General features: G+C 70.0%; 20 protein-coding genes and 1 pseudogene. 6 read left to right on the top strand and 15 right to left on the bottom strand.

The genetic code is table 11. The features are described 5' to 3' along the window. A partial coding sequence (locus FG99_RS24340) for an organic hydroperoxide resistance protein (RefSeq protein WP_043272945.1) occupies positions 1–383 on the bottom strand: 383 nt, incomplete at its 3' end. Positions 384–521: 138 nt separating this feature from the next. Here FG99_RS24340 and FG99_RS24345 point away from each other — a divergent pair. Further along, entirely contained in the window at positions 522–1121 is a 600-nt protein-coding gene (locus FG99_RS24345; protein WP_043272697.1) for a CGNR zinc finger domain-containing protein, read from the top strand. A 3-nt stretch (positions 1122–1124) separates the two neighbouring features. Here the strand turns inward: FG99_RS24345 and FG99_RS24350 are convergent, their stop codons facing one another. Together FG99_RS24350 and FG99_RS24355 are read right to left on the bottom strand one after the other, a co-directional pair. Beyond that, complete coding sequence (locus FG99_RS24350) at positions 1125–2270, bottom strand: YbfB/YjiJ family MFS transporter (RefSeq protein ID WP_043272699.1); 1146 nt, start codon at positions 2268–2270, stop codon at positions 1125–1127. After that, a complete protein-coding gene (locus tag FG99_RS24355; protein ID WP_043272701.1) occupies positions 2267–3145 on the bottom strand; it encodes a LysR family transcriptional regulator in 879 nt (292 codons plus the stop codon). Before FG99_RS24355 ends, FG99_RS24350 begins: the two co-directional genes overlap by 4 nt. 89 nt (positions 3146–3234) lie before the next feature. Here FG99_RS24355 and FG99_RS24360 point away from each other — a divergent pair, with 89 nt between their 5' ends. Then, a complete protein-coding gene (locus FG99_RS24360; RefSeq protein WP_043272703.1) occupies positions 3235–4278 on the top strand; it encodes an NAD(P)H-dependent flavin oxidoreductase in 1044 nt (347 codons plus the stop codon). Between the two features lie 280 nt (positions 4279–4558). Here the strand turns inward: FG99_RS24360 and FG99_RS24365 are convergent, their stop codons facing one another. Then, complete coding sequence (locus FG99_RS24365; RefSeq protein ID WP_043272706.1) at positions 4559–5446, bottom strand: DMT family transporter; 888 nt, start codon at positions 5444–5446, stop codon at positions 4559–4561. 94 nt (positions 5447–5540) lie between these two features. On the opposite strand from FG99_RS24365, the pseudogene FG99_RS24370 reads away from it, so the two are divergent. Continuing rightward, positions 5541–6350, top strand: a pseudogene (locus FG99_RS24370) (helix-turn-helix transcriptional regulator). Positions 6351–6539: 189 nt separating this feature from the next. Here FG99_RS24370 and FG99_RS24375 read toward each other — a convergent pair. Continuing rightward, on the bottom strand, positions 6540–7886 hold the full coding sequence (locus tag FG99_RS24375; RefSeq protein ID WP_043272707.1) for an aryl-sulfate sulfotransferase: 1347 nt from the start codon (positions 7884–7886) through the stop codon (positions 6540–6542). Between the two features lie 16 nt (positions 7887–7902). After that, on the bottom strand, positions 7903–10251 hold the full coding sequence (locus FG99_RS24380) for a TonB-dependent receptor (protein WP_043272709.1): 2349 nt from the start codon (positions 10249–10251) through the stop codon (positions 7903–7905). Between the two features lie 177 nt (positions 10252–10428). Between FG99_RS24380 and FG99_RS24385 the strand changes: the two genes are divergently transcribed. After that, positions 10429–11334 (top strand): LysR family transcriptional regulator, encoded by a 906-nt coding sequence (locus FG99_RS24385; protein ID WP_009622153.1) that lies wholly within the window; start codon positions 10429–10431, stop codon positions 11332–11334. A 412-nt stretch (positions 11335–11746) separates the two neighbouring features. Continuing rightward, on the top strand, positions 11747–13363 hold the full coding sequence (locus FG99_RS24390; protein WP_043272711.1) for an alkaline phosphatase family protein: 1617 nt from the start codon (positions 11747–11749) through the stop codon (positions 13361–13363). A gap of 4 nt (positions 13364–13367) precedes the next feature. Here the strand turns inward: FG99_RS24390 and FG99_RS24395 are convergent, their stop codons facing one another. From FG99_RS24395 to FG99_RS24435, 8 genes are all read right to left on the bottom strand, one after another. Then, on the bottom strand, positions 13368–13646 hold the full coding sequence (locus FG99_RS24395) for a gamma-butyrobetaine hydroxylase-like domain-containing protein (protein WP_009622151.1): 279 nt from the start codon (positions 13644–13646) through the stop codon (positions 13368–13370). Then, entirely contained in the window at positions 13643–14608 is a 966-nt protein-coding gene (locus tag FG99_RS24400; RefSeq protein WP_043272713.1) for a HEAT repeat domain-containing protein, read from the bottom strand. The genes FG99_RS24395 and FG99_RS24400 overlap by 4 nt, the downstream gene beginning before the upstream one ends. Continuing rightward, positions 14605–15459: an ABC transporter ATP-binding protein gene (locus tag FG99_RS24405; protein ID WP_043272716.1), complete on the bottom strand. Its 855-nt coding sequence runs from the start codon at positions 15457–15459 to the stop codon at positions 14605–14607. The genes FG99_RS24400 and FG99_RS24405 overlap by 4 nt, the downstream gene beginning before the upstream one ends. Next, complete coding sequence (locus FG99_RS24410; RefSeq protein ID WP_043272717.1) at positions 15456–16244, bottom strand: ABC transporter permease; 789 nt, start codon at positions 16242–16244, stop codon at positions 15456–15458. The genes FG99_RS24405 and FG99_RS24410 overlap by 4 nt, the downstream gene beginning before the upstream one ends. 48 nt (positions 16245–16292) lie before the next feature. Next, positions 16293–17699, bottom strand: a complete 1407-nt coding sequence (locus FG99_RS24415) for an ABC transporter substrate-binding protein (RefSeq protein ID WP_043272718.1) — start codon at positions 17697–17699, stop codon at positions 16293–16295. Between the two features lie 174 nt (positions 17700–17873). Then, a complete protein-coding gene (locus tag FG99_RS24420; protein WP_009622146.1) occupies positions 17874–18119 on the bottom strand; it encodes a 4Fe-4S dicluster domain-containing protein in 246 nt (81 codons plus the stop codon). 225 nt (positions 18120–18344) lie between these two features. Continuing rightward, positions 18345–20087 (bottom strand): fumarate reductase/succinate dehydrogenase flavoprotein subunit, encoded by a 1743-nt coding sequence (locus tag FG99_RS24430; protein ID WP_051879215.1) that lies wholly within the window; start codon positions 20085–20087, stop codon positions 18345–18347. After that, complete coding sequence (locus FG99_RS24435) at positions 20084–20833, bottom strand: GntR family transcriptional regulator (protein WP_043272720.1); 750 nt, start codon at positions 20831–20833, stop codon at positions 20084–20086. Before FG99_RS24435 ends, FG99_RS24430 begins: the two co-directional genes overlap by 4 nt. A 306-nt stretch (positions 20834–21139) precedes the next feature. On the opposite strand from FG99_RS24435, the gene FG99_RS24440 reads away from it, so the two are divergent. Next, positions 21140–22099, top strand: a complete 960-nt coding sequence (locus tag FG99_RS24440) for an alpha/beta fold hydrolase (protein ID WP_043272721.1) — start codon at positions 21140–21142, stop codon at positions 22097–22099. Here the strand turns inward: FG99_RS24440 and FG99_RS24445 are convergent. Continuing rightward, positions 22087–23226, bottom strand: a complete 1140-nt coding sequence (locus FG99_RS24445; protein ID WP_256204906.1) for an MFS transporter — start codon at positions 23224–23226, stop codon at positions 22087–22089. The two genes, FG99_RS24440 and FG99_RS24445, sit on opposite strands and share 13 nt — an antisense overlap. Positions 23227–23356: the final 130 nt, after the last annotated feature.

A 23356-nucleotide genomic window follows, 5' to 3' on the forward strand; every position in this document is an offset into this window, starting at 1 on the left:
TTGGAGTACGGGCAGACGATGTGCGCGCGGTCCACCAGGGTCTGCGCCTGGTCGCGCGGCAGGCCGGGCAGGGAGATGCGCAGCTCCACCTCGATGGCGAAGCCGGTGGGCACCGGGCCGATGCCGACCACGCCTTCGATGGACGGGTCCTTGGGAATCGCCAGCTTGTCGCGGGCGGCGACGAACTTCATGGCGCCGAGGAAGCATGCCGAGTAGCCGGCGGCGAACAGTTGCTCCGGGTTGGTGCCGCGGGCGCCGTTGCCGCCCAGTTCCTTGGGCGTGGTCAGCTCCACGTCGAGCACGCCGTCGGAGGAAATGGCGCGGCCCTCGCGGCCACCGGTGGCTTCGGCGTAGGCGCGGTACAGCACGTTGTCGATGGACATGGCAGGGCTCCTGATCAGGGGAAGGGGACTGAACAGTCTTGGCCAGGCTGGCGCGGCTCGCCAGTCGCCCGGCGCTGTAACTTGAAAACGCCTGAACGAGGGTTACCATGGGCTCGACACCCCGATCCCGGAGCGAGCATGCGCGAAACCACCCCCCAGCCGCCCTACATCCTCGCCGACCACCCGGTGCTGGACTTGCTCAACAGCCTGAGCCGCGCCGATGCCGCGGCCCTGTCGGTCTCCGATGCCTGGCACAGCGACGCCGACGTACAGCACTGGTTGCGCCTGCTGGGCCTGCCGGCGGAAGGCGCGGATTTCGCCGAGGGCGAGCTGCTGGCCGCCGCCATCGAATTGCGCGAGACCCTGCGCGAGCTGGTGGGCAAGCGCAAGCGTGGCGAGCCGGCCGACCCGGCGCGCTTCAACGCGCGCTTCAACGCCTTCCTGCGCAAGGTCGCGAGCTACCCGCAGCTGGATTGGGACGGGCAGGGCGCGCACCTGCACCATCAGGCCGTGAAGCCCGGCGCCGAATGGTTGCTGGCGCCGCTGGCGGAGCAGGGCGCGCAATTGCTTGCCGAGGGGGATTTCGATCTGGTCCGCGTGTGCGAGCACCCGGACTGCACCCTGTGGTTCTACGACCGCACCAAGTCGCACCGCCGGCGCTGGTGCAGCATGGCCCTGTGCGGCAACCGCCACAAGGTCGCCGAGCACCGCAAGCGCCAGCGCCAGGCCGACGCCTGAGGCTCAGCGCGGGCAGCTCGCGGCGGCCCGCGCCGGCTGCCAGGTGCAGGCCGCCCCCAGCAGCAGGGCGGCGCCGGCCGCCAGCAGCGCCGGGCTGAAGCTGCCGTCCAGGTGGTAGAGCGCGCTGGAGGCCAGCGGCCCGACGATCTGACCCACGCCGTACACCGCGGTCATGGCCGCCAGCATGTTGAAGCGCACTTTCGCCGCCGCCAGGCGCGCGGCGGGCAGGGCGATGGTCGGCGTGCCCATGAAGGTGCCGCCCACCAGCAGGGCGCTGGCCAGGTAGGCCGGGGCCCTGTGCTGCAGCACCGGCAGGATCACCCCCAGCGCCTGCACCAGCAGGTTCGCCGCCAGCGCCCAGCGCGTGCCCAGGCGCCCGTGCAGCCAGTGCCAGAAGAAGCACGACGGCGCCGCCGCCAGGCCGAATACCGCCCAGGCCTGCAGCGGCGACAGCGCGCCGCCGCGCATCAGTAGCGGCAGGTAGGTGGCGGTGATGATGTAGCCGAAGCCGGCCAGGCCGTAGATCAGCAGCAGGCTCGCCGGCGCGATGGGCACGGCGGGCGCCGCGTGCGTCGCCGTCTTGGCGGGTGCGGGCGCGGGGCGGCCCAGCGCCGGCCAGGCCAGCAGGGCGAGAACGCTCCCGGCGCCGGCCAGCAGCAGCCAGATCGCCGGGCTGCCCAGGCCCGCGCCATGGCCGCCGGCGATCAGTTCGGCGGAAATCAGGATGCCCAGGCCCACCCCGGAGAACATCAGCGGCGCGCCGCCGTGGCGTTGCATCACGTGCAGCAGCCACCCCGAGGCGCCCACCAGCGCCACCGCGCTGAGTACCCCGGCCAGCAGGCGCACGCCGATGGCGAACCAGGCTGGCGCCGGCACCGCCATGGCCGCCAGCCCCAGCAGGGTGCCCACCAGGGCCACGCGGCACAGGCTTGCCGCCAGGCGCTCCGGGCAGCGCGCCAGGGCCAGCGCCCCCAGCAGGTAGCCGGCGTAGTTGGCCGAGGCGGCCAGCGAGCCGCCGTTCACGCTGAGCACGCCTTCGCCGACCATCAGCGGGTAGAGCCCGGTGAAGGCGAAGCGGCCGAAGCCCATGCCGATGGCCAGGATGAGCGCGGCGCTCAGCGCCAGGGCGAGTTCGCTGCGTTGCTTCACGAGGCGGCCCCCAGGGTTTCGCGGAAACGTTCGAAGGCGCCGGTGGCGTAGCCTTCGCGCCAGACCAGGAGGGTGTCCACGCTCATGATCGGCAGCAGTCGCAGCGCCGGCGGCTCGCGCTGCAGGTCGAGCAGCGAGCGCGGCAGGATGCCCACGCAGGCGCCGGCGGCGACGCAGGCCAGGATGCCGTGGTAGGAGCCCACCTCCTGCACCTGCACGCGCGGGCCCTCGGCGTTCAGCCAGTCCTCGGCGACCTGCCGGTAGGTGCAGCCGCGGGCGAAGCCGGCCAGGGTGCGCACCTGCACGTCGCCCGGCCCGCGCACCGGCGGGTGGTCGCCGGGCAGGGCCAGCAGCAGTTCCTCGCGGAACACCGCCTGGCCCAGCAGGCCGCGCTCCAGGGCCGCCTCGAAGCCGGGTTCGGCGCGCAGCGCATCCGGGTGGGCCACCAGCGCGCAATCCAGGCGCCGCGACAGCACGCCGTCCACCAGCGCCTGGCTGGTGCCGGTGCTGACTTCCAGTTGCACCTGCGGGCAGGCGCGGTGGTAGGCCGCCAGCGGGCCGGGCAGGCGGCTGGCGGCGGTGCTCTCCATGCTGCCCAGGCGCAGGCTGCCGCTGGCCTCGCGGGGGTGCAGCGACTGCCGCGCCTCGGCGGCCAGGGCCAGGAGCTTCTCGGCGTAGGCGAGGAACTCGCGGCCCTGGTCGGTCAGCGCCATGCGCTTGCCGTCGCGCAGGAACAGCGCCACGCCCAGGTCTTCCTCCAGCTGGCGGATGCGCGTGGTGACGTTCGACTGCACCCGCTGCAGACGCGCGGCGGCGCGGGTCACGCTCTGCTCCTCGGCGACGCAGCGGAAGATTTCCAGGCTGGACAGGTCCATCGATGATCTCTGTTGGAGAATGTATTGCGCAGAATATTCTCCGTATGAGATTTTAAGTCAACCATCGATCAGCCCAGGAGATCACCGCCATGCCCCTTCGCCAACTGCTCGGCATCGAACACCCCATCATCCAGGCGCCCATGGTCGGGGTCTCGACCCCGGCGCTGGCCGCCGCCGTGTCCGAGGCCGGCGCGCTGGGCTCCATCGGCCTGGGCGCGAGCAACCCGGCGCAGGTCCGCGAGCTGATCGCCCAGGTCCGCGCGCTGACGGCGAGGCCGGTGAACTTCAACCTGTTCTGCCACCGCCCGGGGCAGGCCGACGCCGCCCGCGAGGCCGCCTGGGCGGAACACCTGCGGCCGCTGTTCGAGGAGCTGGGCGGCGAGCCGCCGGCGGCGCTGCGGGAGATCTACCGCAGCTTCGTCGACGATCCGCAGATGCTGGAGGTGCTGCTGGAAGAGCGTCCGGCGGTGGTCAGCTTCCACTTCGGCCTGCCCGCGCAGGGCTGGATCGACCGGCTGAAGGCCGCCGGCATCGTCCTGCTCGGCTGCGCCACCAATTTGGCGGAGGCCCGCGCCGTCGAGGCCGCCGGCCTGCACGCGGTGGTCGCCCAGGGCTACGAGGCGGGCGGGCACCGCGGCATCTTCGAACGCGACCACGATGAGCGCATCGGCACCCTGGCCCTGGTCGGCAGCCTGGCGCCGGTGCTGAAGCTGCCGGTGATCGCCGCCGGCGGCATCATGGACGGCCGCGGCATCCGCGCCGCCTTCGCCCTGGGCGCGCAGGCGGTGCAGATGGGCACGGCCTTCGTCGCCTGCCCGGAATCCTCGGCCAACGCCGCCTACCGCGCGGCGCTGCAAAGCGAGCGGGCCTGGCACACCGAAGTGACCGCGGCCATCTCCGGGCGCCCGGCGCGCGGCCTGCCCAACCGCCTGTTCAGCGACCTGCAGCGCGCCGACGCCCCGGCGCTGCCGGACTACCCCATGGTCTACGACGCCACCAAGGCCCTGGTCGCCGCGGCCAAGGGCAACCCCGACTTCGCCGTGCAATGGGCCGGCCAGGGCGCGCCCCTGGCCCGCGAGCTGCCGGCGGCGCAGCTGGTGGCCACGTTGGTCGAGGAGTTGAATCGGGCGTAGGGCGCATAACGCCTATGGCGTTATCCGCCGTTTGACCTCGGCCGACCGTCTGCTCGGTGTCGACTTGGAGATGGGTCGTCGAAATGCCCAGCTGAGCCCTGACGCAGAGGATGCGTTCGGTGTAGCGGCGGATAACCGCGAACGGTTATACGCCCTACGCTCCCTGTCGGTTCGTCGTCAGTCGCGGTGATGGGTATCGCTTCGCTCAACCCATCCTACGGGTGCCATATTTGCCGGCTGCGCCATTCCCTTGTAGGAGCGGATTCATCCGCGACAGGTCTCAGTCGGCAGCCAGACCCGCCGCCGGCCGCGGCCGCCAACGTTCTGCAAGAAGCACCCCGGCAAGAGTCAACGCGCCGCCGTACAGGTGGTGCACGCCCAGGCGCTCGTCCAGCAGCACGGCGGCGATGGCCGCGGTGACCAGCGGCAGCAGGTTGAAGAACAGCGCCATGCGGTTCGGGCCCATCTCCTGCACCCCGCGCATCCACGCCAGCGGCGCGGCGATGGAGGCCAGCAGGCCGGCGTAGGCCACCAGCGGCAGGTTGCCGGCGTCCAGGCCGTGGTGCGGCGAGAGCAGGTACATCGGCAGCATCGCCAGCACCGCCACCAGCACCTGCAGGTACAGCAGCTGCAGCCCCGGCAGTCGGATCTGCCACTTCTTCAGCAGCACGCCGTAGAGGCCGTAGGCAAGGGTGGCCACCAGCATCATGCCGTCGCCCGGGCCGATGCCCTGGTGCAGCAGGCTGGCCAGGTCGCCGTGGGCGATCACCAGCAGCACGCCCAGCAGCGACAGCAGCGAGCCGAGCACGCCACCGGCGTTGAGCCGCTGGCCGAGCAGGGCGCTGGCCAGGCCCAGGGACATCAGCGGCATCAGCGCGAGGATGATGCCCATGTTGGTGGCGCTGGTCAGGGACGCGGCGTAGTAGGCCAGGCTCTGGTACACGGCCATGCCCAGCAGGCCGAGCACCACGATCTTCGGCAGCAGCGGGGCGATCTGCGCGCGCCGCGCCAGCAACGGGCGCAGCACCAAGGGGCTGAGCAGCACGGCCACCGCCAGCCAGCGGAAGAAGCCGATCTCGGTCGGGGCGATGCAGCCCACGGCGAGCTTGTTGACCACGGTGTTGCCGCCCCAGACGAGCACGGCGAAGAGCGGGAAGAAATAGGTCATTGCAGCGGACATCTGTGACGGACGGGCGCCATTGTCCCGCCGTCCGGAATGGCGCTTATACTTCATTCCGGACAACTCGCCACGCCATCCGGACATGCCCACGAAGAAATACATCCCCCTGCCGCTGCCGGACCATGCGGCCCTGCCGGCGCCGCTGTACTTCCGCTACGACGAGTTCGGCGCCGACACCCGCTCGGCGCCCCACAGCCACCCCTGGGGCTAGCTCAACTACGCCTCCCACGGGGTGATGCAGCTGGACGTCGGCGGCCAGCGCTTCCTCTCGCCGCCGCAGTACGCGGTGTGGGTGCCGCCGGGCGTGGAGCACGGCTGCTACAACCGCGAGGCCATCGTCTACCGCTCGCTGTACGTCAGCGCCGAGCTGTCCCGCCAGTTGCCGACAGGGCCCTGCACGCTGCAGATCGGCGACATCCTCAAGGCTATCCTTTCGGACTTCGCCGCGCGCGGGGTGAACATCCCCGAGAGCGCGGCCGACAAGCGCCTGGCCCAGGTGGTGCTGGACCAGTTGCAAGCCTCGCCGCGCCACGAGGACTACCTGCCGTTCGCCCAGAGCGCGCTGCTGGGCGAACTGCTCGCCGCGCTGCAGGCTGAGCCCGGCGACAACCGTTCGCTGGCCGACTGGGCCAGGCAGGTGCACAGCACCGAGCGCACCCTGGCGCGCATGTGCCAGCGCGAGCTGGGCATGAGCTTCGGCGAATGGCGCCAGCGCCTGCGCTTCCTCGCCGCCATCGAGGCGCTGGAAGCCGGGCGCGGGGTGCAGGAAATCGCCTTCGACCTGGGCTACAGCAGCGCCTCGGCCTTCATCGCCATGTTCCGCCGCCAGGCCGGCACCACGCCGGAGCAGTACCGCCTGGCGAGCCGGGGGCTGAAAGGTAAAACGGCGTAGGAGCCGCGCCGAGGTGCTTTTGTAGGATGGGTTGAGCTTGCGAAACCCATGCGGTCGTGGTGATGGGTATCGCTTCGCTCAACGCCATCCTACGGGGTGTTCCGTGATGCCACAGGATTCCCCTTGTAGGAGCGGGCCCTGCCCGCGAATCGCGCGCAGGGCGCGCTCCTACAGGTGGCGATGGACGGTTCAGCGCGCCGCGGTCACCGGCTGCGCGCCCGGCACCGCGGCCTGCACGGCCTTTTCCTCGCGCGGGGTGCCTTCCGGTACCCAGCTGTAGTCCACCGGCAGGGCGCGGTATACCCAGTTGCTCACGGCGTCGCCCAGCGGCGCCTTGCCGAAGTAGGGGCTGACGTATTCCCAGACGATCTCGCCGCCCGGGGTGACCTGGAAGAAGCGGCCGTTCTGCCCCTCGTCGATCAGGGTGTTGCCGTTGGGCAGGCGCCGGGCGCTGCTGATGAACGCGCTGAAGAAGGCCCAGCCCGGCTGCTTCGAGCTTTCCGCGGTGTACTGCCAGACGATCCGCTTCTTCAGCGGGTCGATCTCCAGCACCCGCGAGCCGGAGATCACCCCGCGCTGCACCGAGGGGTAGCCGGCGTCGCCCTGGTTGTCGAACACCAGCAGGTTGCCGGCGCCGGGCAGGCCCTCGGGGATGATGTGCGCATCGTGCTGGCCGCTGATCTGGTCCACCGGGCGCGGCAGCTTCTGCGCGTTGCGCGGGTCGATCGGCGGCAGGTTCGGGCCCAGGCGCCAGACCACCTTGCCGCTGGCCTTGTCGATGATGGCGATGAAGTTGGCGTTGCGCGAATCGAACAGCAGGTTGTCCGGGGCGAAGCGCTGGTCGCCGGCGGCGTGCCAGCGGTTCGGGCCCAGCGGCGCCAGGTTGTTGATGTGCAGGTAGTCCGGGTTCTTGCTGGCGTGCACCAGCTTGAGCTGCTCGGCGCCGAAGCCGAACTCGTGCAGGTGCTCGGAGGCGGTCCAGCTCCAGGCCACCTGGCCTTGCGGGGTGACTTCGTAGATCACATCGTCGATCACTTCCGGCACCTGGAAACCCTTCACCCCATGCACGCGGTTGGCCAGCACCAGGGTGTTGCCGTTGGCCAGCCGGCGCAGGTCGTGGTGCTGGCGGGCGGCGCCGCCGGGGGCCTGGTCGCCCCATTGCCAGACGGTCTTGCCGGCCCAGTCCAGCTCGCCCACGGCCTGGTTGCGCAGGCCGTTGCCGGCGGAGGCGAGCTTGCCCGGCTCGGCCAGGTCGGCGGTCTGCAGCAGCACGTGGCCGCGCTCGCCATTGGCGAGTTTCGGCTCGAGGATGGCCGAGGGGAAGCCGGGGCGGTCCCAGCGTTTCACCTCGTTGCCGTTCATGTCGATCAGGTGCGTCCTGTTGTCGGCGCCGCTGAAGATCACGTACTGGTTGAAGGCCTTCTGCGGGTCGTAGCGCGTCACCCCGGTGGGGTAGACGCTGGGCGCGGCGCTGACGGCGGCGGCCAGCAGCGGGGCGGAGAGAGCGAGCAGGGCGGTGGCGCGGGCATGCTTCATGGCAGTGGTCCTCGGGTCAGAAGTCGTAGCGGGCGGTCACGCCCAGGGTGCGCGGGGTGCCCAGCACGCCGGCGTAGCCGCCGTTGGCCGAGTTCCACAGGCTGGTGTAGTAGGTCTTGTCGAAGGCGTTCTTCAGCCACAGCGACAGGTCCCAGCGGCCGTCGCCGTAGTCGCCGCGCAGGCCCAGGGCGGTGTTGACGATGGCGTAGCTGGGGATCTGCCCGTAGTCGGAGTCGTCGATGGTGCCCACGGCCTTGGAGCGGAAGGCGTAGCTGGCGGTGACGTAGGGCTCCAGGTTGTCTTCCAGGCGCCACTTGTATTCGCCGTTGGCGTTGAAGATGTACTTGGAGGCGCCCACCACCTGGTGTCCGCTGAGGTCGCAGGACGCCGGTGCGCCGCTCTGGAAGGAGACTTCCGGCGGGCAGGGCGCGTTCTTGTACGACAGGTAGCGCACGTCGTTGTACGAGCCGTTGAGGTTCAGCGTCAGCCCACGGACGGGCAGGGCGGTGGCCTCGAACTCCACCCCGCGCGAGCGCACGTCGCCTGCGTTGGTCAGGTAGGAGGTGCGGGTGGCCTCGTCGTAGGCGTTGGCCTGGTAGCCGTGGACCACGGTGGCGAACAGGTTGGCATTGAGGATCAGGCGGTGGTCGAACAGCGTGCTCTTGATCCCCAGCTCGGCGTCGTTGGCCCGCTCGCTGCCCACCAGCAGGGAGTCGGCGCCGGCGGTGGGGGCGCTGGCCACGGTCAGGTTCACCCCGCCGGACTTCTCGCCGTGGGACAGCGAGGCGTAGCCCATCAGGTTGTCGTTGAAGTGGTAGTTCAGGCTGAGCAGGCCTGAGGGCGAGAAGCTGTACACCGAGAGGTCGCCGGAGTCGTAGGCGCCGGCTCGGCCGTTGCGCGCGGCCAGAGCCGCGCCGCTGACGGCGGCCCCGCCGAGGGGCACATCGCGGCTGACCGAGGCGGATTTCTCCTCGTAGGTGCCGCGGATGCCTGCGGTGAAGTCGAGCCTGTCGGTCAGGTGCCAGGTGCCCTGGGCGAACAGCGCGTAGCTGTCGGTGTCGATGTGGCCGTCGCCCAGGCTGGTGACGTTGGCCAGCGCGCCGCTGGCGGTGCCGTTCCAGATGTCCGCCTGGGGGCCGTAGAGGTTGAAGGAGTGGTTGTCCAGGTCCTGGCCGAAGTAGTAGGTGCCCAGCACGTAGTCGAAGAAGCCGCCGGTGGGCGAGGCCAGGCGCAGTTCCTGCGACCACTGCTTGTCGCGCACCGAGACGCCGGCGTTGTAGGCCGCCGCCACGTTCAGGCCGTCGTCGTTGCGCGGGGTGAAGTCCCACCAACGGTAGGAACTGATGGAGGTCAGCGAGAAATCGTTGGCCAGCTTCCAGTTGGCCTCCAGCGAAGTGCCGCCCTGGAACACGGTGACGCGCTGGGCGGCGTCGAAGTTGACCTTGCGGTCGTCGCCGTACACCAGCGTGGCGCCGGCGGCGCGGGCGCGCTGCTCGTAGCGGTTGACGCCGTTGATGGTCGGCCCGGTACTGAACAGGGTGAGGATGCCGTTGCTGGAGTTCTCCTCGTTGTAGTCGCCGATCCAGCGCAGGCTGAAGTCCTCGTCGGGCTTGTACAGCAGCTGGCCGCGGAAGCCCTGGCGGGCGCCGCCGTTGAGGGTGTTGCCGTCGAAGACGTTCTTCACGTAGCCGTCGTCGCGGGTGCGGTAGGCCGAGAAGCGCCCGGCCAGTTCGTCGGTGAGCGGCCCGGAGACCGTGGCCTTGCCCTGGAAGTAGCCGTCCTCGCCGCCGGACACCTCGACGCTGCGCTCGGGGGTGAAGCTGGGCAGGCGGGTGGAGATGTTGATCACCCCGGCGGTGGTGTTCTTGCCGAACAGCGTGCCCTGGGGCCCGCGCAGCACTTCCAGTTGCTCGATGTCCAGCAGGTCGAAGGAGGCCATGCCGGGGCGGCCCAGGTAGACGTTGTCCAGGTACAGCCCGACGCTGCCTTCCAGGCCGTCGCTGGCCGGGTTGTTGCCCAGGCCGCGGATGGACACGCTGGACTGCCGCGCGTGGACGTAGGCGACGTTGGTGCTGGGCACCAACTGCTGCAGGTCCTGCACGCGATAGATGCGCTGGCTTTCCAGTGTCTCGCCGCCGAGCACGCTCATGGCGGTGGGCACGTCCTGGGAGTTCTCCTCGCGGCGCCGCGAGGTCACGGTGACGGTGCCCAGGGTGCTGGCCTCGCCTTGGGCCTGGGGGGCGGCCTCCTGCGGGGTGGCTTCCTCGGCGTGCAGGGCGCCCATGGCCAGGCCGCCGGTAGCCAGCAGGATGGACAGCGGCAACAGCCGGCGGCGGAAACGGGGCGCGGAATCTCGGTGGTGCATGGAAAGGTCCTGGAGAAGAGGTCGTGTCGCGCAGGACCGGTTTGGCCTGCAATCTTTTTATTCCGTATCGATCTTTATTTATGTATTTCGATTTATTTACGGAATAAGAGATTGCCTTTATAAGAAGGCCGTCCACCTTCGGACAATTGCATTTGCCCAATATTTTTTATGTAGAAAATGCATATAGACCTTCGCCAGCTCCGCCACTTCATCGCCCTTGCCGAGCACCGCAGCTTCGTCGCCGCGGCCGACGCCGTGTGCCTGTCGCAATCGGCCTTCAGCCGCAGCATCCAGGCCCTGGAACACAGCGCCGGCTGCCGCCTGGTGGACCGCGCGAGCAAGGAACTCAACCCCACCAAGCAGGGCCTGATCGTCCTGGAGCACGCGCGCCGGCTGGTCAGCGGCGCGCACAAGCTGGCCAACGAGATCGCCCTGTTCAATGGCCTGGAGGCGGGCGAACTGCGCTTCGGCGCGGGCCCCGCGCCGGCGGCCTGGCTGGTGCCGCGGGCCATCGCCGCGTTCAACGGGCGCTACCCCAAGGCGCGGGTGGCCTTCCAGGTGGAGCACTGGCAGGTGCTGGGCAAGCGCCTGCAGGCCGAGGACTTCGAATTCTTCGTCGCCGACACCCGCCATTTCGAGGCCAACCCCGAGTACCGCACCCTGCGCCTGAAGCCGCGCAAGTGGCACTTCTGCTGCCGCCCCGGCCACCCGCTGGCCGGCCAGGGGCAGGTGAGCGCGGCGCAGCTGCTGAGCTACCCCATCGCCACCAACCTCAGCCCGCCGAACATCCGCAAGGTGCTGGTGGACCTCAGCGGCCGCCCCGACTTCCGCCCGGACATCGAATGCGAGAACGGCCACGGCCTGAACGCCGTGGTGCTGGCCTCCAACGCCATCGGCATCGCCAGCGGCCCGGGGCAGGGCGCCGGCGAGGCGCTGGTGGCGCTGACGGTGGCGGAACTGCCGGAGGACCTGGAGGAGCTGCATACGCGCTACGGAATAGTGCACCGCGCGGGGTACAGCCTGTCGCCGCTGGCGGAGGCGATGATCGGGGAGTTGCGGCGGATCGATGAGGAGACGGTTTAGGGCTTTTCGTCTTTTCGTAGGAGCGAGCTTGCTCGCGAACAGAGTTTACCGGCGGCTATGGCGTATTGGGTTTACTCCGCTCCCTCTCCCCAGCCCTCGGCTGCGCGCCCCGCCCTGAAGGGAGAGGGGGCTAGTCCGTGCCGAGAACAGGAAGGTTTCAAATGGAGACCTTCGGTGTTGCCGGCTGACTCCAGAACATCCAGGCACACTGAACGGTCCCCTCTCCCTTCAGGGAGAGGGCGCTCTCAACCCCAGCACCCACAACTCCCGGTGAACTCCATTCGCGACCAAGCCCGCCCCCACACCACCCACCCCATGCATTCCACGCATGCAAATCTTGCTGCAAATGCGTTTGCCAGAACGCTCCCGCACCCCGCGAAATGGCCGCTCCATCCGTCAACCCGAACGCCCCATGAGCCAGCCCCAGCCCATCCGCAACGTCCTCTACATCATGTGCGACCAGCTGCGTCGCGATTACCTGTCCTGCTACGGCCACCCGCACCTGCACACACCGAACATCGATCGCCTGGCCGCCGAGGGCGTGCGTTTCGCCCGGGCCTATACCCAGGGCACCATCTGTGGGCCTTCGCGCATGTCCTCGTACACCGGGCGTTACGTCAGCAGCCACCAGGTGAGCTGGAACGCCGTGCCGTTGCCGCTGGAGGAACTGACCCTCGGCGACTACCTGCGCCCGGCCGGCATCCGCACCGCGCTGGTGGGCAAGACCCACGCCACCGCCAATCTCGAAGGCATGCAGGCGCTCGGGGTGGACCCGCAGAGCGAGCGCGGCCAGCAACTGGCCGAGGCAGGCTTCGAGCCCTACGACCGCAACGACGGCATCTACCCCGACGGCGAGCTGTTCGCCGACAAGCGCGAAAGCGCGCCCTACACCCATTACCTGCGCGGCCTCGGCTATGCCGGCGACAACCCCTGGCACGACTGGGCCAACGCCGCCGAAGGCGCCAACGGCGAGGTGCTCAGCGGCTGGCAGATGCGCAACGCCGGGCTGCCCACGCGCCTGCCGGAGCCGCACAGCGAAACGGTCTACGCCACCAGCCGCGCCATCGACTTCATGCACGAGCAGGGCGACAGGCCCTGGTGCCTGCACCTGTCGTACATCAAGCCGCACTGGCCCTATATCGCGCCCGCGCCGTACCACGCGCTGTACGGCCCCGGGCAGGTGCTGCCGGCCCTGCGCGCGGCGCCGGGGGAGGAGAGCGAACACCCGGTGTACAAGGCCTTCCAGCAGCACCAGGAGAGCCTGAACTTCTCCCGCGAGGAGGTGCGCAACACCGTGATCCCCACCTACATGGGGCTCATCAGGCAGATCGACGACCAGCTCGGCCGGCTGTTCGACCACATGCAGTCCAGTGGCCGCTGGGACGACACCCTGATCGTCTTCACCAGCGACCATGGCGACTACCTGGGCGACCACGGCCTGGGCGAGAAGGAGTTCCTGCTGGAACCGGCGGTGGGTGTTCCGCTGCTGATCCGCGACCCGCGCGCGGCAGCCGACGCCAGCCGCGGCACGGTGGAGCAGGCCCTGGTGCAATCCATCGACGTGCTGCCGACCCTGCTCGACGCCTTCGCGGTACCGCTGGCGGCGCACCGCGTCGAGGGCCGTTCGCTGCAGCCGCTGCTGCATGGGCAACGGCCGGCGGACTGGCGCGACTACGCCATCGCCGAATACGACTACGCCTTCCAGGCCCCGGCCCGCGAGCGCCTGGGCCGGCCCATCGACGCCTGCCGCATGTACATGGTGCGCAGCGAGCGCTGGAAGTACCTGGCCTACGACGGCTTCCGTCCGCAGCTGTTCGACCTGCAGGCGGACCCGGGCGAGCTGCGCGACCTGGGCGCCGAGCCGGCCTACGCGGACGTGCGCGAGCAGCACCAGCGCTACCTGTTCGACTGGCTGCGCGGCCTGAAGCGGCGCACCACCATCAGCAACGAGGAGATCGACCTGCGCGGCCAGGCCTTCCGCTATGGCGAGCCGGAAGGCGGCAAGCTGGTGCGCATCGGCGAGTGGTAGCGGCTCAACCCAGTTCGCGCAGGTAGCTCCAGGGATAGATGCCGCGCTCGTGGCCGTCGTCGAACACCAACTGTACGCCGTAGCCCTGGGGGTTCACGGCGCGCAGCCCGACTTCGGCGCCGACCAGCGTGATGCGCCCCTGCAGGCGCGCCGCGCGGCACTGCGAGCAGGGGCAGGCGCCGCGCAGGCGGGCGAAGGCGATGCGCTGCACTTCGCCGTCGCCCCAGTCGATGCGCAGCTCGCGCTCGTTGCTGGAACGGTGCAGGGCGCGGGGCGCGTTCATGCCGGCGCGCCCAGTTGGGTGAGGGCGATGCGCACGGCCTTGCGCACTTCCGGGTCGCCGTCGGCCTGGGCTGCCTGGAGAGCGGGCAGGGCGCGGATGTCGCCCAGCTCGCCCAGGGCCAGGGCGGCTTCCTTGCGCAGGTTGCTGATGGCGTGGCCGAGCAGGCCCTGCAAGGCTTCGCGGGCGGCCTGGTAACGGAGGTTGCCGAGGGCCCGCGCGGCGCGCAGGCGCACCTGCCAGAAGTCGTCTTCCAGCGCTTGCAGCAACGCCTCGCCGGCCTCTTGCAGGCCCAGCTTGCCGAGGGTGGCGGCGGCTTCCTCGCGGACCTTCCAGGCCTTGTCGCGCAATGCCGCGCCCAGCGCCGGCAGCACGCTGGCATCGCTGGCCAGGCCGAGGGCGCCGGCGGCGGCGCGGCGCACCTCGCTGTCGGCATCGTCGCTGGCCAGGGCGGCCAGGCGCGGCAGGGCCTCGATGCGCTTGAGCCAGCCGAGGATGCCCACCGCCTCGCGGCGCACGCCGGCGTCGGCATCGTCCAGGGCGGCCAGGGCCGGGTTCACGCTTTCTTCCAGGCGCAGTTCGCGCAGGGCGCGCAATGCGCTGCGGCGCACGAAGGTGTCGGCGTGGGCCGCCCAGGGCAGCAGCAGGCGCCCGGCCTCGGCGGTCTTCAGTTCGCTGAGGCTTTGCGCGGCGGCTTCGCGCACGCTTTCGTCGCTGTCGGCCAGGGCCTGGCACAGGGCCTGGACCACTTCGGGTTCCTCCCAGGCTTCCAGCAGGCGCGCGGCCTCGGCGCGCACGGCGGCGGCCGCGTCACCGGTCAGTGCCCGGGCCAGCCAGGGCAGGGCCTCGGGTTCCTCCAGGTCGGCCAGTTCGATCAGAGCGATGCGGCGCACGCCGGGGTCGGCGTGCTGCAGGCGCGGTTGCAGGTCGAGGATGTCGGGGTTGTCGGTCGTGAACGGGGTCATATGGCGAATCGCGCTCTTGTCGGATCATTGTTCGGCAGGCCTAGGGGCGTCAGGCGCGGCAGTTGGCGGCCGTCTTCGTGGCGCAGCAGTTCCAGGCAGTGGCGTTTGAGGCGGGCGAAGCCGGCGCTGGTCAGCAGCTCGGCATGGCGCGGGCGCGGGAAGTCCAGGCGGATTTCCTCGAGGATGCGCCCCGGGCGTGGGCTCATCACCAGGATGCGGTCGGCGAGGAACAGCGCTTCGTCTATGTCGTGGGTGATGAACAGCACGCTGGTGCGCAGGCGCGTCCAGATGTCCAGCAGCAGCTCCTGCATCATCATCCGCGTCTGCGCGTCTAGGGCGCCGAAGGGTTCGTCCATCAGCAGCAGGCGCGGCTGGTTGATCAGCACCCGGGCGATCTCCACACGCTGCTGCATGCCGCCGGAAAGCTGCGACGGCCAGCGATTGGCGAAGCCTTGCAGGCCCACCAGCTGGAGCATTTCCTCGGCCCGGGCGTGGCGTTCGGCGCGCGGCACGCCGCGCATCTTCAGGCCGAAGGCGACGTTGTCGCGCACCCGCCGCCAGGGCAGCAGGGTGTGCTGCTGGAACACCATGCCGCGCTGCGGCGAGGGGCCGCCCACCGGCTGGCCGTCCACTTCCAGGCGCCCGCCGCTGGGGCGCAGGTGGCCGGCCAGGGCGCCGAGCAGGGTGGACTTGCCGCAGCCGGAGGGGCCGAGCACGCAGACGAATTCGCCGGGCTCGATGGCGAAGCTCAGCGAGTGCACCGCTTCGAAGGCGTCGCGGCCGCTGCCCAGGTGGATCGACAGGCCCTCGACGCGCACGTGCCCGGCGGGCACTCGTTCAGGCAGGCTCATGGCTTGCCTCCGGCCTGGCGCTGCCAGGGCGTGGCCAGGGCGCCGAGCTGGCGCACCAGCAGGCTGCTGGCCATGCCGAGCACGCCGATGAGCAGCATGCCGACGACGATGTCGGGGTAGTTCTGCAAGGTGTAGGACTCCCAGGTGTAGTAGCCGATGCCCCATTGCCCGGAGATCATCTCGGCGGTCACCAGGCAGAACCAGGAGGTGCCCATGCCGATGGCAAGGCCGGTGACGATGCTCGGCAGGGCGCCGGGCAGCACCACCTCGCGCAGCAGCGCCAGGCGGCTCGCGCCGAGGCTGCGGGCCGAGGCGAGCAGGCGCGGATCCACCGCCTCGACGCCGTGGATGGTATTGAGCAGGATGGGGAAGAGCGCGCCGGTGAAGGTGATGAAGATCATCGACAGCTCGGAGCTGGGGAACATCAGGATCGCCAGCGGGATCCAGGCCACCGCCGGGATCGGCCGCAGCACTTCCAGCGGCGGCAGCAGGCCGTCGCGGGCCCAGCGTCCGCGGCCGATGGCCAGGCCCAGGAGCACGCCGGCGACGGCCGCCAGCAGGTAGCCGGCGAGCACCCGCGCCAGGCTCGCGCCCAGGTGCCGGCCGAGCTTGCTGGACTGCGCCAGTTGCACGGCGGCGTCCAGCACTTCGCCGGGGCCGGGGACGTTGGCGAAGGTGACCAGGCCGAGGTTCAGGTGCCGGGCGCTGGCCAGTTGCCAGAGCGCCAGGCAGGCCAGCAGCGAGGCCAGGCGCAGGCTCCAGCGGGACAGGGTTGTGAGGTTCATTTTCGTGGCTCCGCAAGGGCCCGGCGCGCAGGGCGCCGGGCGTGGACGTCAGCGGCTGGCGACGGCCTGCTGGCTGGCACCGGCGAAGTCGCGCACTTCGCCGCCGTTGCTCTGCGCGTAGCGCTCGGCCTGCTCCTTGAGCAGGAAGGCGTCCAGCGCGCCGTCCTTGCCCTGGACGAACCAGGCCTGGCTGGCCAGCAGCTTGATGCCGCTGTCGCTGGCCTGGGCGTAGACCGCGCGGATGTCCTTGCCTTGCTGCTTCAGCTTGGCCGCTTCGCCCAGGGCTTCCCGGGCCGAGGCGTAGCTGCGCACCCTGGGTTCGCCGCGCACCCACACCTGCGCCACGTGGCGCGGGTCGGCGATGGCCTTGCCGGTCAGCGCGTCCGTGGCCGTTAGCGGCTGCTGGGCGTAGTTCTTCAACGCGGCGTCGTAGTCGGCGCCGGCGGCCTTGAAGGCGGCGCGGATGTAGCGGTCGTCGACGAACTGCTCGACGTTTAGCCCGCGGTCGGCCTTCTTCAGCAGCTTCAGGGTGTCGATGGCGGTGGTCACGGCCTGGCGGTACTCCGGCTTCCAGGTCAGGTCGCGGGTCTGCAGGCCGAGCGGGCCGTGGAACAGGTAGTTCACCTCGGCGGGGATGCCGGCGACCTTCTCGATCAGCTCGCTGTACTTCTCCGGTTCCGCGGCCAGCAGCTGGTTGGCCTCGTAGGTGGCGCGCAGGTAGGCCTCGACGATCTCCGGGTATTTCTGCGCGTAGTCCGCCTCCACCAGGGCGCCGTGGAAGGTCGGCGCCTTGGCTTGCGAGCCGTCGTAGATCTTGCGGGCGATGCCGCGGCTCTCGAACAGCTCGGCGAAGGGCACGAAGTCGGCATGGGCGGCGATCTTGTTGGCCTGCAGCGCGGAGCCGGCGACTTCCGGTGGCTGCGCGATGATGGTCACGTCCTTCTCCGGGTCCCAGCCCTGGGCGGCGATGGCGCGCAGCAGCAGGCCGTGGGCGGTGGAGGCGAAGGGCACGGAGATGGTCTGGCCCTTGAGTTCGGCCAGCGACTGCACCTGGGACGAGGCCGGCACCACGATGCCGTTGCCGCTGCCCTCGATGCTGCCGGAGAGCACGCTGATGAACAGGCTGCGCTTGCCGGCGGCTTCATGGGCCACGCCGTTGAGCGAGCCGGGGAAGTCGGCCATGGCGCCGAAGTCCAGCTTGCCGGCGACCATCTCGTTGGTCAGCGGCGCGCCGCTGGTGAAGTTCTTCCACTGGATGTCGTACTGCGCGTCCTTGTACTTGCCGTCGTGGGGCAGGTACTTGGGCAGCAGGTTCAGCTCGCGGACCAGCAGGCCGCCGGCGGCGCAGTTGATGGTGGTGTCCTGGGTGCCGATGGCCACGCGGAGGGTCTCGGCATGGGCGCAAAGGCTGGCGATGGCCAGCGCGAGGCCGGCCAGGGTGGTGCGCAAGGTCATGGGTGTTCCCCTCGAATCATGAGTGTTGGAATCGTCTCCGCCGCCGGTGTGCGGTGGGAAACGAGGGGGCGTTGCATCAGGCGTCCGGTGGCGTGTCCGGTTGTCGTTGTGGGTGCAGGAGCGCGCCCTGCGCGCTAATCGCGGGCAGGGCCCGCTCCTACAGGAAGCTGTCGTTCAACGCAGCAGGTAGGGAATCTCCACCTTCACCGCGCCGGTCGGGCAGTCCTTCTCGCAGGGCATGCAGTACCAGCATTCGTCGAAGGCCATGTAGGCCTTCTGGGTGGCCGGGTTGATCGCCAGCAGATCCATCGGGCAGACCTCCACGCAGACGGTGCAGCCCTTGTCGGCGATGCACTTGTCCTCGTCCACGGTGACCGGGGCGCTGGAGCGAAAGAAGATTTCCTGGGGTTGGTGGGGCATGGCACGGTTCCTCGTGGTGTTGCTGGCCGGTCTTGGTGCCGGTGGTCTGGTGGTTCAGGGAAGGTTCGGCGCTCGGCTCACCACCCTCTCCCTGAAGGGAGAGGGGACTGTCCTGAGCGATGGATATTTCCGTACTCGCCGGCTAGCTCCGTTGTCGCGACTCGCGCCGAACAGCTCCCTCTCCCGCTTGCGGGAGAGGGCGGGGGGAGAGGGGCTCTAGGGCTCCTAGGCCGCCTCGTTCTTCACCCGCAACCGCTCATAGGCCTTCTGCTCCTCGTCGTCCAGGGCGATCAGGTACGGCTCCACCGGCTTCTTGAAACTGGTCATCTCGCCGCTCTCGTCCTTCTTCAGGTGCGCATGGCAGAACCACTCGGCATCGTTGCGCTGCGGATAGTCCACGCGGTGGTGGTACAGGCCCCAGCGGCTCTCGGTGCGGAACAGCGAGGCGCGCGCGGCCATCTCGGCGCAGTCGCGGATCACGCTGACTTCCATGGCGCGCATCAGCTCGTGGGGGGTGTTCGCCTTCAGCTGCTCCAGGTCGCGGCCGATCTCGGCGAAGCGCTGCAGGCCGATCTCCATCTTCTTCGTCACCTTCGGCGGCTGCAGGTAGTCGTTGACCATGCGCCGCAGCTTGTACTCCACCTGGGCCGGCGGCAGGCCGTGCTCGCGCCTGAGCGGGGCGAAGACGCGTTCACGCTCGCGCTCCACCTGGGCCTGGTCGACTTCGCTGAAGTCCCGCTCGGCCACGTACTGCGCGGCATTCTGCCCGGCGAACCAGCCGTAGGTGAAGGCGCCGAGCATGTAGTTGTGCGGCACCGCGGCCATGTCGCCGGCGGCGTACAGCCCCTTGACGCTGGTCTCGGCCTTCTCGTTGACCCACACGCCCGAGGCCGAGTGGCCGGAGCAGAAGCCGATCTCGGAGATGTGCATCTCCACCATCTGGCTGCGGTAGTCGGTGCCGCGGTTGGCGTGGAACTGGCCGCGGCTGGGGCGCTCGTTGCCGTGGAGGATTTCCTCGATGGTCTGGATGGTCTCCTCGGCCAGGTGGTCCAGCTTGAGGAACACCGGGCCGTTGCCGCCTTCCAGCTCCTGGTGGAATTCCCACATCATCTGCCCGCTCCAGTAGTCGCACTCGATGAAGCGCTCGCCCTTGGAGTTGGCGGTGTAGCCGCCCAGTGGCCCGGTGACGTAGGCGCAGGCAGGGCCGTTGTAGTCCTTGATCAGCGGGTTGATCTGGAAGCATTCCAGGTTCGAAAGCTCCGCGCCGGCGTGGTAGGCCATGGCGTAGCCGTCGCCGGCGTTGGTCGGGTTCTCGTAGGTGCCCATCAGGTAGCCGGAGGCGGGTAGGCCCAGGCGCCCGGCGGCGCCGCAGGCGAGGATCACCGCCTTGGCGCGGATCACCTGGAACTGCGCGGTGCGGCAGTCGAAGCCGAGCACGCCGTTGACCGCGCCCTCGGCGTCGGTGAGCAGCCGGGTGGCCACCAGGCGGTTGGTGATCTCCACCCGCGCGCGCTTGAGCTGGCGGTAGAGCACCTTCTTGATGTCGTGGCCCTCGGGCATCGGCAGCACGTAGGCGCCCATGTGGTGGACCTTCTTCACCGCGTAGTCGCCCACCTCGTCCTTCTCGAACTTCACGCCCCAGCGGTCGAGCTGCTCGATGGTCTCGAAGCTGTGGGTGGCGTAGGCGTAGACGGCGGCCTGGTTGACGATGCCGTCGTTGGCCACGGTGATTTCCTTGGTGTACTGCTCGGGCGTGGCGTGGCCGGGGATGACGGCGTTGTTCAGGCCGTCCATGCCCATGCTGATGGCGCCGCTGCGCTTGACGTTGGCCTTGTCCACCAGCAGCACGCGCAGCTCGCGGTTGGCTTCCTTGGCCTTGATCGCCGCCATGGGGCCGGCGGTGCCGCCGCCGATGACGACGATGTCGTAGGCGCTTTGCTTGTCTTCTGGGAGGTCGCTGTGGCTCATGCTCGGGGGCCCTTGTGACGGTCGATGCGCAGGCGGTACTGGAAGGCGTCGCCGCGGTAATAGAGGTGTTCGTAGTCCAGCGGCTGGCCGTCGGCGCCGTGGGTGAGGCGCTCGATGCGCATCACCGGCGAGCCTTCCTCCACCTCCAGGGCGGTGGCCAGCTCGGCGTCGGCGAGGATGGCGTCGATGGCCAGGTCGGCATGCCCCAGGGGCAGGCCGCAGTCGTTCTCGAGGATCAGGAAGATGTCGCGGCTCACCAGGTCGGCCTTCTCCAGCCGGCGGCCGACGGCCTCGGGCAGGTAGGTGACCTCCAGCGACACCAGCTCGCGGTTGACCAGGCGCGCGCGCTTGATCTGCGCCACGCTGTCGCCCTCGGCCACCTGCAGGCGCACGGCCACCTGGGCGTCGGCCGGCACGAAGCGGAAGCTGCGCAGGCGGTTGATCACCTCGTAGCCGCGTTCGCCCATGGACTCGGCCAGGCCCTGCAGGGTGCTGACGTTCTGGAACGCCTTGGGCCGGGCGACGAAGGTGCCCTTGCCGTGGATCTTGAAGATCAGGCCTTCCTTCTGCAGGTCGCCCAGGGCCTGGCGCACGGTGATGCGGCTGACGCCATGGGCCTTGCCCAGCTCGGCCTCGGAGGGCATGCGGCTGAGCGGCGGGTAGCTGCCGTCGAGGATGCGCGTGCGCAGCAGCTCCTTGAGCTGGCTGTACAGCGGGACGGGGGAGAGGGGGAGCAGTTCGGTCATGGCTATGACTTGTTATGACGAGTTGTGGGGCGACTATAGAGGAATAAGGATCCGGGTTTGAAAGACCGGATTTGCATATGGATATATGCATGTAGGGCGTATAACCGTTCGCGGTTATACGCCGATACGCCGGGGTCATGGCCAACGCCCAGGTCAACCCCGGCGCCGCCGGGAATCAAGGCCAAACGGCGGATAACGCCGTAGGCGTTATGCGCCCTACAAAAGCCCCGCTATTCGTCCGGCGAATGGAAATGACGTCGTCACACCCCTGCTGCTAGCGTCCCGACAAAACCCCGGAGATTCGCCATGCCCCCCATCGAGCGACGCCTGCTGCCGGTCAACGGCATCCACCTGTGCGTACACATCGCCGGCCCCGCCGATGGCCGCCCGGTCTGGCTGCTGCACGGTTTCCCCGAATGCTGGCACTCCTGGCGCGCGCAGATTCCGGCGCTGGTGCAGGCCGGCTACCGCGTGCACGTGCCGGAGATGCGCGGCTACGGCCGCAGCGACGCGCCCGAGCCCATCGAGGCCTACGACCTGCAGAGCCTGTGCGGCGACGTCCTCGGCGCCATGGACGCCCTCGGCCAGGGCCGCGCGGCGGTGCTCGGGCACGACTGGGGCGCCCTGGTGGCCTGGCACCTGGCGCTGCTGGCCCCGGAGCGGGTGGCGGCCCTGGCCGCGCTTTCGGTGCCCTATGCCGGGCGGCCCAAGCGGCCGGCCACGGAGATCCTCCGCGAGGTCTTCGCCGGGCGCTTCAACTACATCCTCTACTTCCAGCGGCCCGGCGTGGCCGAGGCCGAGCTGGACGCCGACATCGAGCGCAGCCTGCGCCTGTTCTTCCGCGATGCCGGCGACGACGACCCCTTCCTCCAGGACAAGCCCGCCGACGCCCGCCTGTTCGAAGGCCAGCCCACGCCTCGGCAACTGCCGGCCTGGTGCGGCGAGGCGGACCTGGCGCATTACATCGAGACCTTCGCCGGCCGCGGCTTCCGCGGGGCGCTCAACTGGTACCGCAACTTCGAGCGCAACTGGCGCTTCAGCGAGCCCCTGGCCGGCCGCCAGGTCGGCCAGCCGACGCTGTTCCTGGTGGGCGACCGCGACCCGGTGGCGAGCCTGGAGGCCTATACCCTCAAGCGCATGCCCGAGGTGGTGGCGGACCTCGAACAGCACCGCCTGGAAGGCTGCGGCCACTGGATCCAGAACGAGCGCCCGGCCGAGGTGAACGCCTTGCTGCTGGACTTCCTGGCGCGCCGCTACCCGGCCTGAACGGTGTCGGCGGCCGGCTCCGGCCACAGCGCCACCAGCACCAGCAGGGCGCCGACCAGCAGGTACGGCAGGCGCGGCTCGACGCCATAGAGCAGGCTGCCGGCCAGCGGCCCGAGCACCACGCCCAGGCCCTGGGCGGCGCCCATGGAGCCGGCGGTGGAGCCTTGCTCGTCGGCGTTCACCGCGTTGGCCGCCAGAGCCGAAAAGGCCGGGAACACCCAGCCCATGCCCGCCGCGGCGACGAAGAAGGCCAGCCACAGTTGCCAGGCCTGCAGCGCCAGGCTGGTGCCGGCGAAGCCGATGCCGGCCACCAGCGCGCCGATGCGGATCAGCCGTTGCGGCGCCCAGTCCAGGCGGCGCACCAGCAACTGGGCGAGGATCAGCGCCACGCCCACGGTGGTCAGCGCCACCCCGGCGGCCTGGGCCGCCGCGCCCGGGGCCAGGCCCAGGCGGTCGAGGGCGAAGAAGCCCACGGTGATCTGCGCCACCGCCACGCAGAACATGGCGACGAAGGCCACCAGCATGGGCCGGCGCAGGCGCGCATCGCCCAGGCGGATGCTCTGCGCGACGCGCTGCAGGTGGTGCTCCTGGCGCTGCAGGCGGGTGAGCAGCGCCAGGAACCCCAGCAGCGGCAGCACGCTCATGGCGTACAGCGGCAGGCTCAGGCTGTGGCGGGCGAGCAGGGCGGCGATGGCCGGGCCCAGCACCATGCCTACGGCATTGGCCGCGCCCAGGCTGGCCAGGGCGGCGGCGCGCTGGCGCGGCGGGTAGTTGTCGGCGACCAGCGCCTGCCCGGCGGCCGGCAGCGCGGCGTAGAAGGCGCCCACCGCGCCACGCCCGAGCAGCAGGCCGAGGAACGACAGCGCGGCGATGGGCTGCAGGCGCAGCGCGGTATCGACGAAGACCGCCAGCAGCACGTAGGACAAGGTCACCCCGGCGCTGCCCCGCAGCAGGATGCGCCGCCGCCCCACGCGGTCGCTGGCATTGCCCCAGGGCCGCGCCAGCAGCAGCCAGAGCACGCCGGACACGGTGACCGCCGCGCCGGCCTGCCAGGCCTGCAGGCCGAGCAGCCGGGCGATGGGCCCGACCAGCGAGACGAAGGCCATCATCGCCATGGTCCCGGCCATGGTGGAGAACAGCAGCGGGCGCAGGTCGAAACGGGCGTCGGCGGTACCGGGCTGCGCGGCTTCGGTGGAATCGGACACAGCGGGCTCCTGGCGAGAAGGGCGGCGCACGGCTGAGCGGCGCCGCCACGGA

The organism is Pseudomonas sp. AAC, from assembly GCF_000725445.1.
GTDB lineage: Bacteria > Pseudomonadota > Gammaproteobacteria > Pseudomonadales > Pseudomonadaceae > Pseudomonas > Pseudomonas citronellolis.

Bases quoted from the DNA above. Each gene is read 5' to 3' on its own strand.
- FG99_RS24410 (WP_043272717.1), bottom strand. From the start codon at position 16,244: ATGAACCTCACAACCCTGTCCCGCTGGAGCCTGCGCCTGGCCTCGCTG.
- FG99_RS24415 (WP_043272718.1), bottom strand. From the start codon at position 17,699: ATGACCTTGCGCACCACCCTGGCCGGCCTCGCGCTGGCCATCGCCAGC.
- FG99_RS24375 (WP_043272707.1), bottom strand. From the start codon at position 7,886: ATGAAGCATGCCCGCGCCACCGCCCTGCTCGCTCTCTCCGCCCCGCTG.
- FG99_RS24345 (WP_043272697.1), top strand. From the start codon at position 522: ATGCGCGAAACCACCCCCCAGCCGCCCTACATCCTCGCCGACCACCCG.
- FG99_RS24405 (WP_043272716.1), bottom strand. From the start codon at position 15,459: ATGAGCCTGCCTGAACGAGTGCCCGCCGGGCACGTGCGCGTCGAGGGC.
- FG99_RS24430 (WP_051879215.1), bottom strand. From the start codon at position 20,087: ATGAGCCACAGCGACCTCCCAGAAGACAAGCAAAGCGCCTACGACATC.
- FG99_RS24435 (WP_043272720.1), bottom strand. From the start codon at position 20,833: ATGACCGAACTGCTCCCCCTCTCCCCCGTCCCGCTGTACAGCCAGCTC.
- FG99_RS24360 (WP_043272703.1), top strand. From the start codon at position 3,235: ATGCCCCTTCGCCAACTGCTCGGCATCGAACACCCCATCATCCAGGCG.
- FG99_RS24445 (WP_256204906.1), bottom strand. From the start codon at position 23,226: ATGGCCGGGACCATGGCGATGATGGCCTTCGTCTCGCTGGTCGGGCCC.
- FG99_RS24365 (WP_043272706.1), bottom strand. From the start codon at position 5,446: ATGACCTATTTCTTCCCGCTCTTCGCCGTGCTCGTCTGGGGCGGCAAC.
- FG99_RS24355 (WP_043272701.1), bottom strand. From the start codon at position 3,145: ATGGACCTGTCCAGCCTGGAAATCTTCCGCTGCGTCGCCGAGGAGCAG.
- FG99_RS24440 (WP_043272721.1), top strand. From the start codon at position 21,140: ATGCCCCCCATCGAGCGACGCCTGCTGCCGGTCAACGGCATCCACCTG.
- FG99_RS24395 (WP_009622151.1), bottom strand. From the start codon at position 13,646: ATGAACGCGCCCCGCGCCCTGCACCGTTCCAGCAACGAGCGCGAGCTG.
- FG99_RS24380 (WP_043272709.1), bottom strand. From the start codon at position 10,251: ATGCACCACCGAGATTCCGCGCCCCGTTTCCGCCGCCGGCTGTTGCCG.
- FG99_RS24390 (WP_043272711.1), top strand. From the start codon at position 11,747: ATGAGCCAGCCCCAGCCCATCCGCAACGTCCTCTACATCATGTGCGAC.
- FG99_RS24400 (WP_043272713.1), bottom strand. From the start codon at position 14,608: ATGACCCCGTTCACGACCGACAACCCCGACATCCTCGACCTGCAACCG.
- FG99_RS24385 (WP_009622153.1), top strand. From the start codon at position 10,429: ATGCATATAGACCTTCGCCAGCTCCGCCACTTCATCGCCCTTGCCGAG.
- FG99_RS24420 (WP_009622146.1), bottom strand. From the start codon at position 18,119: ATGCCCCACCAACCCCAGGAAATCTTCTTTCGCTCCAGCGCCCCGGTC.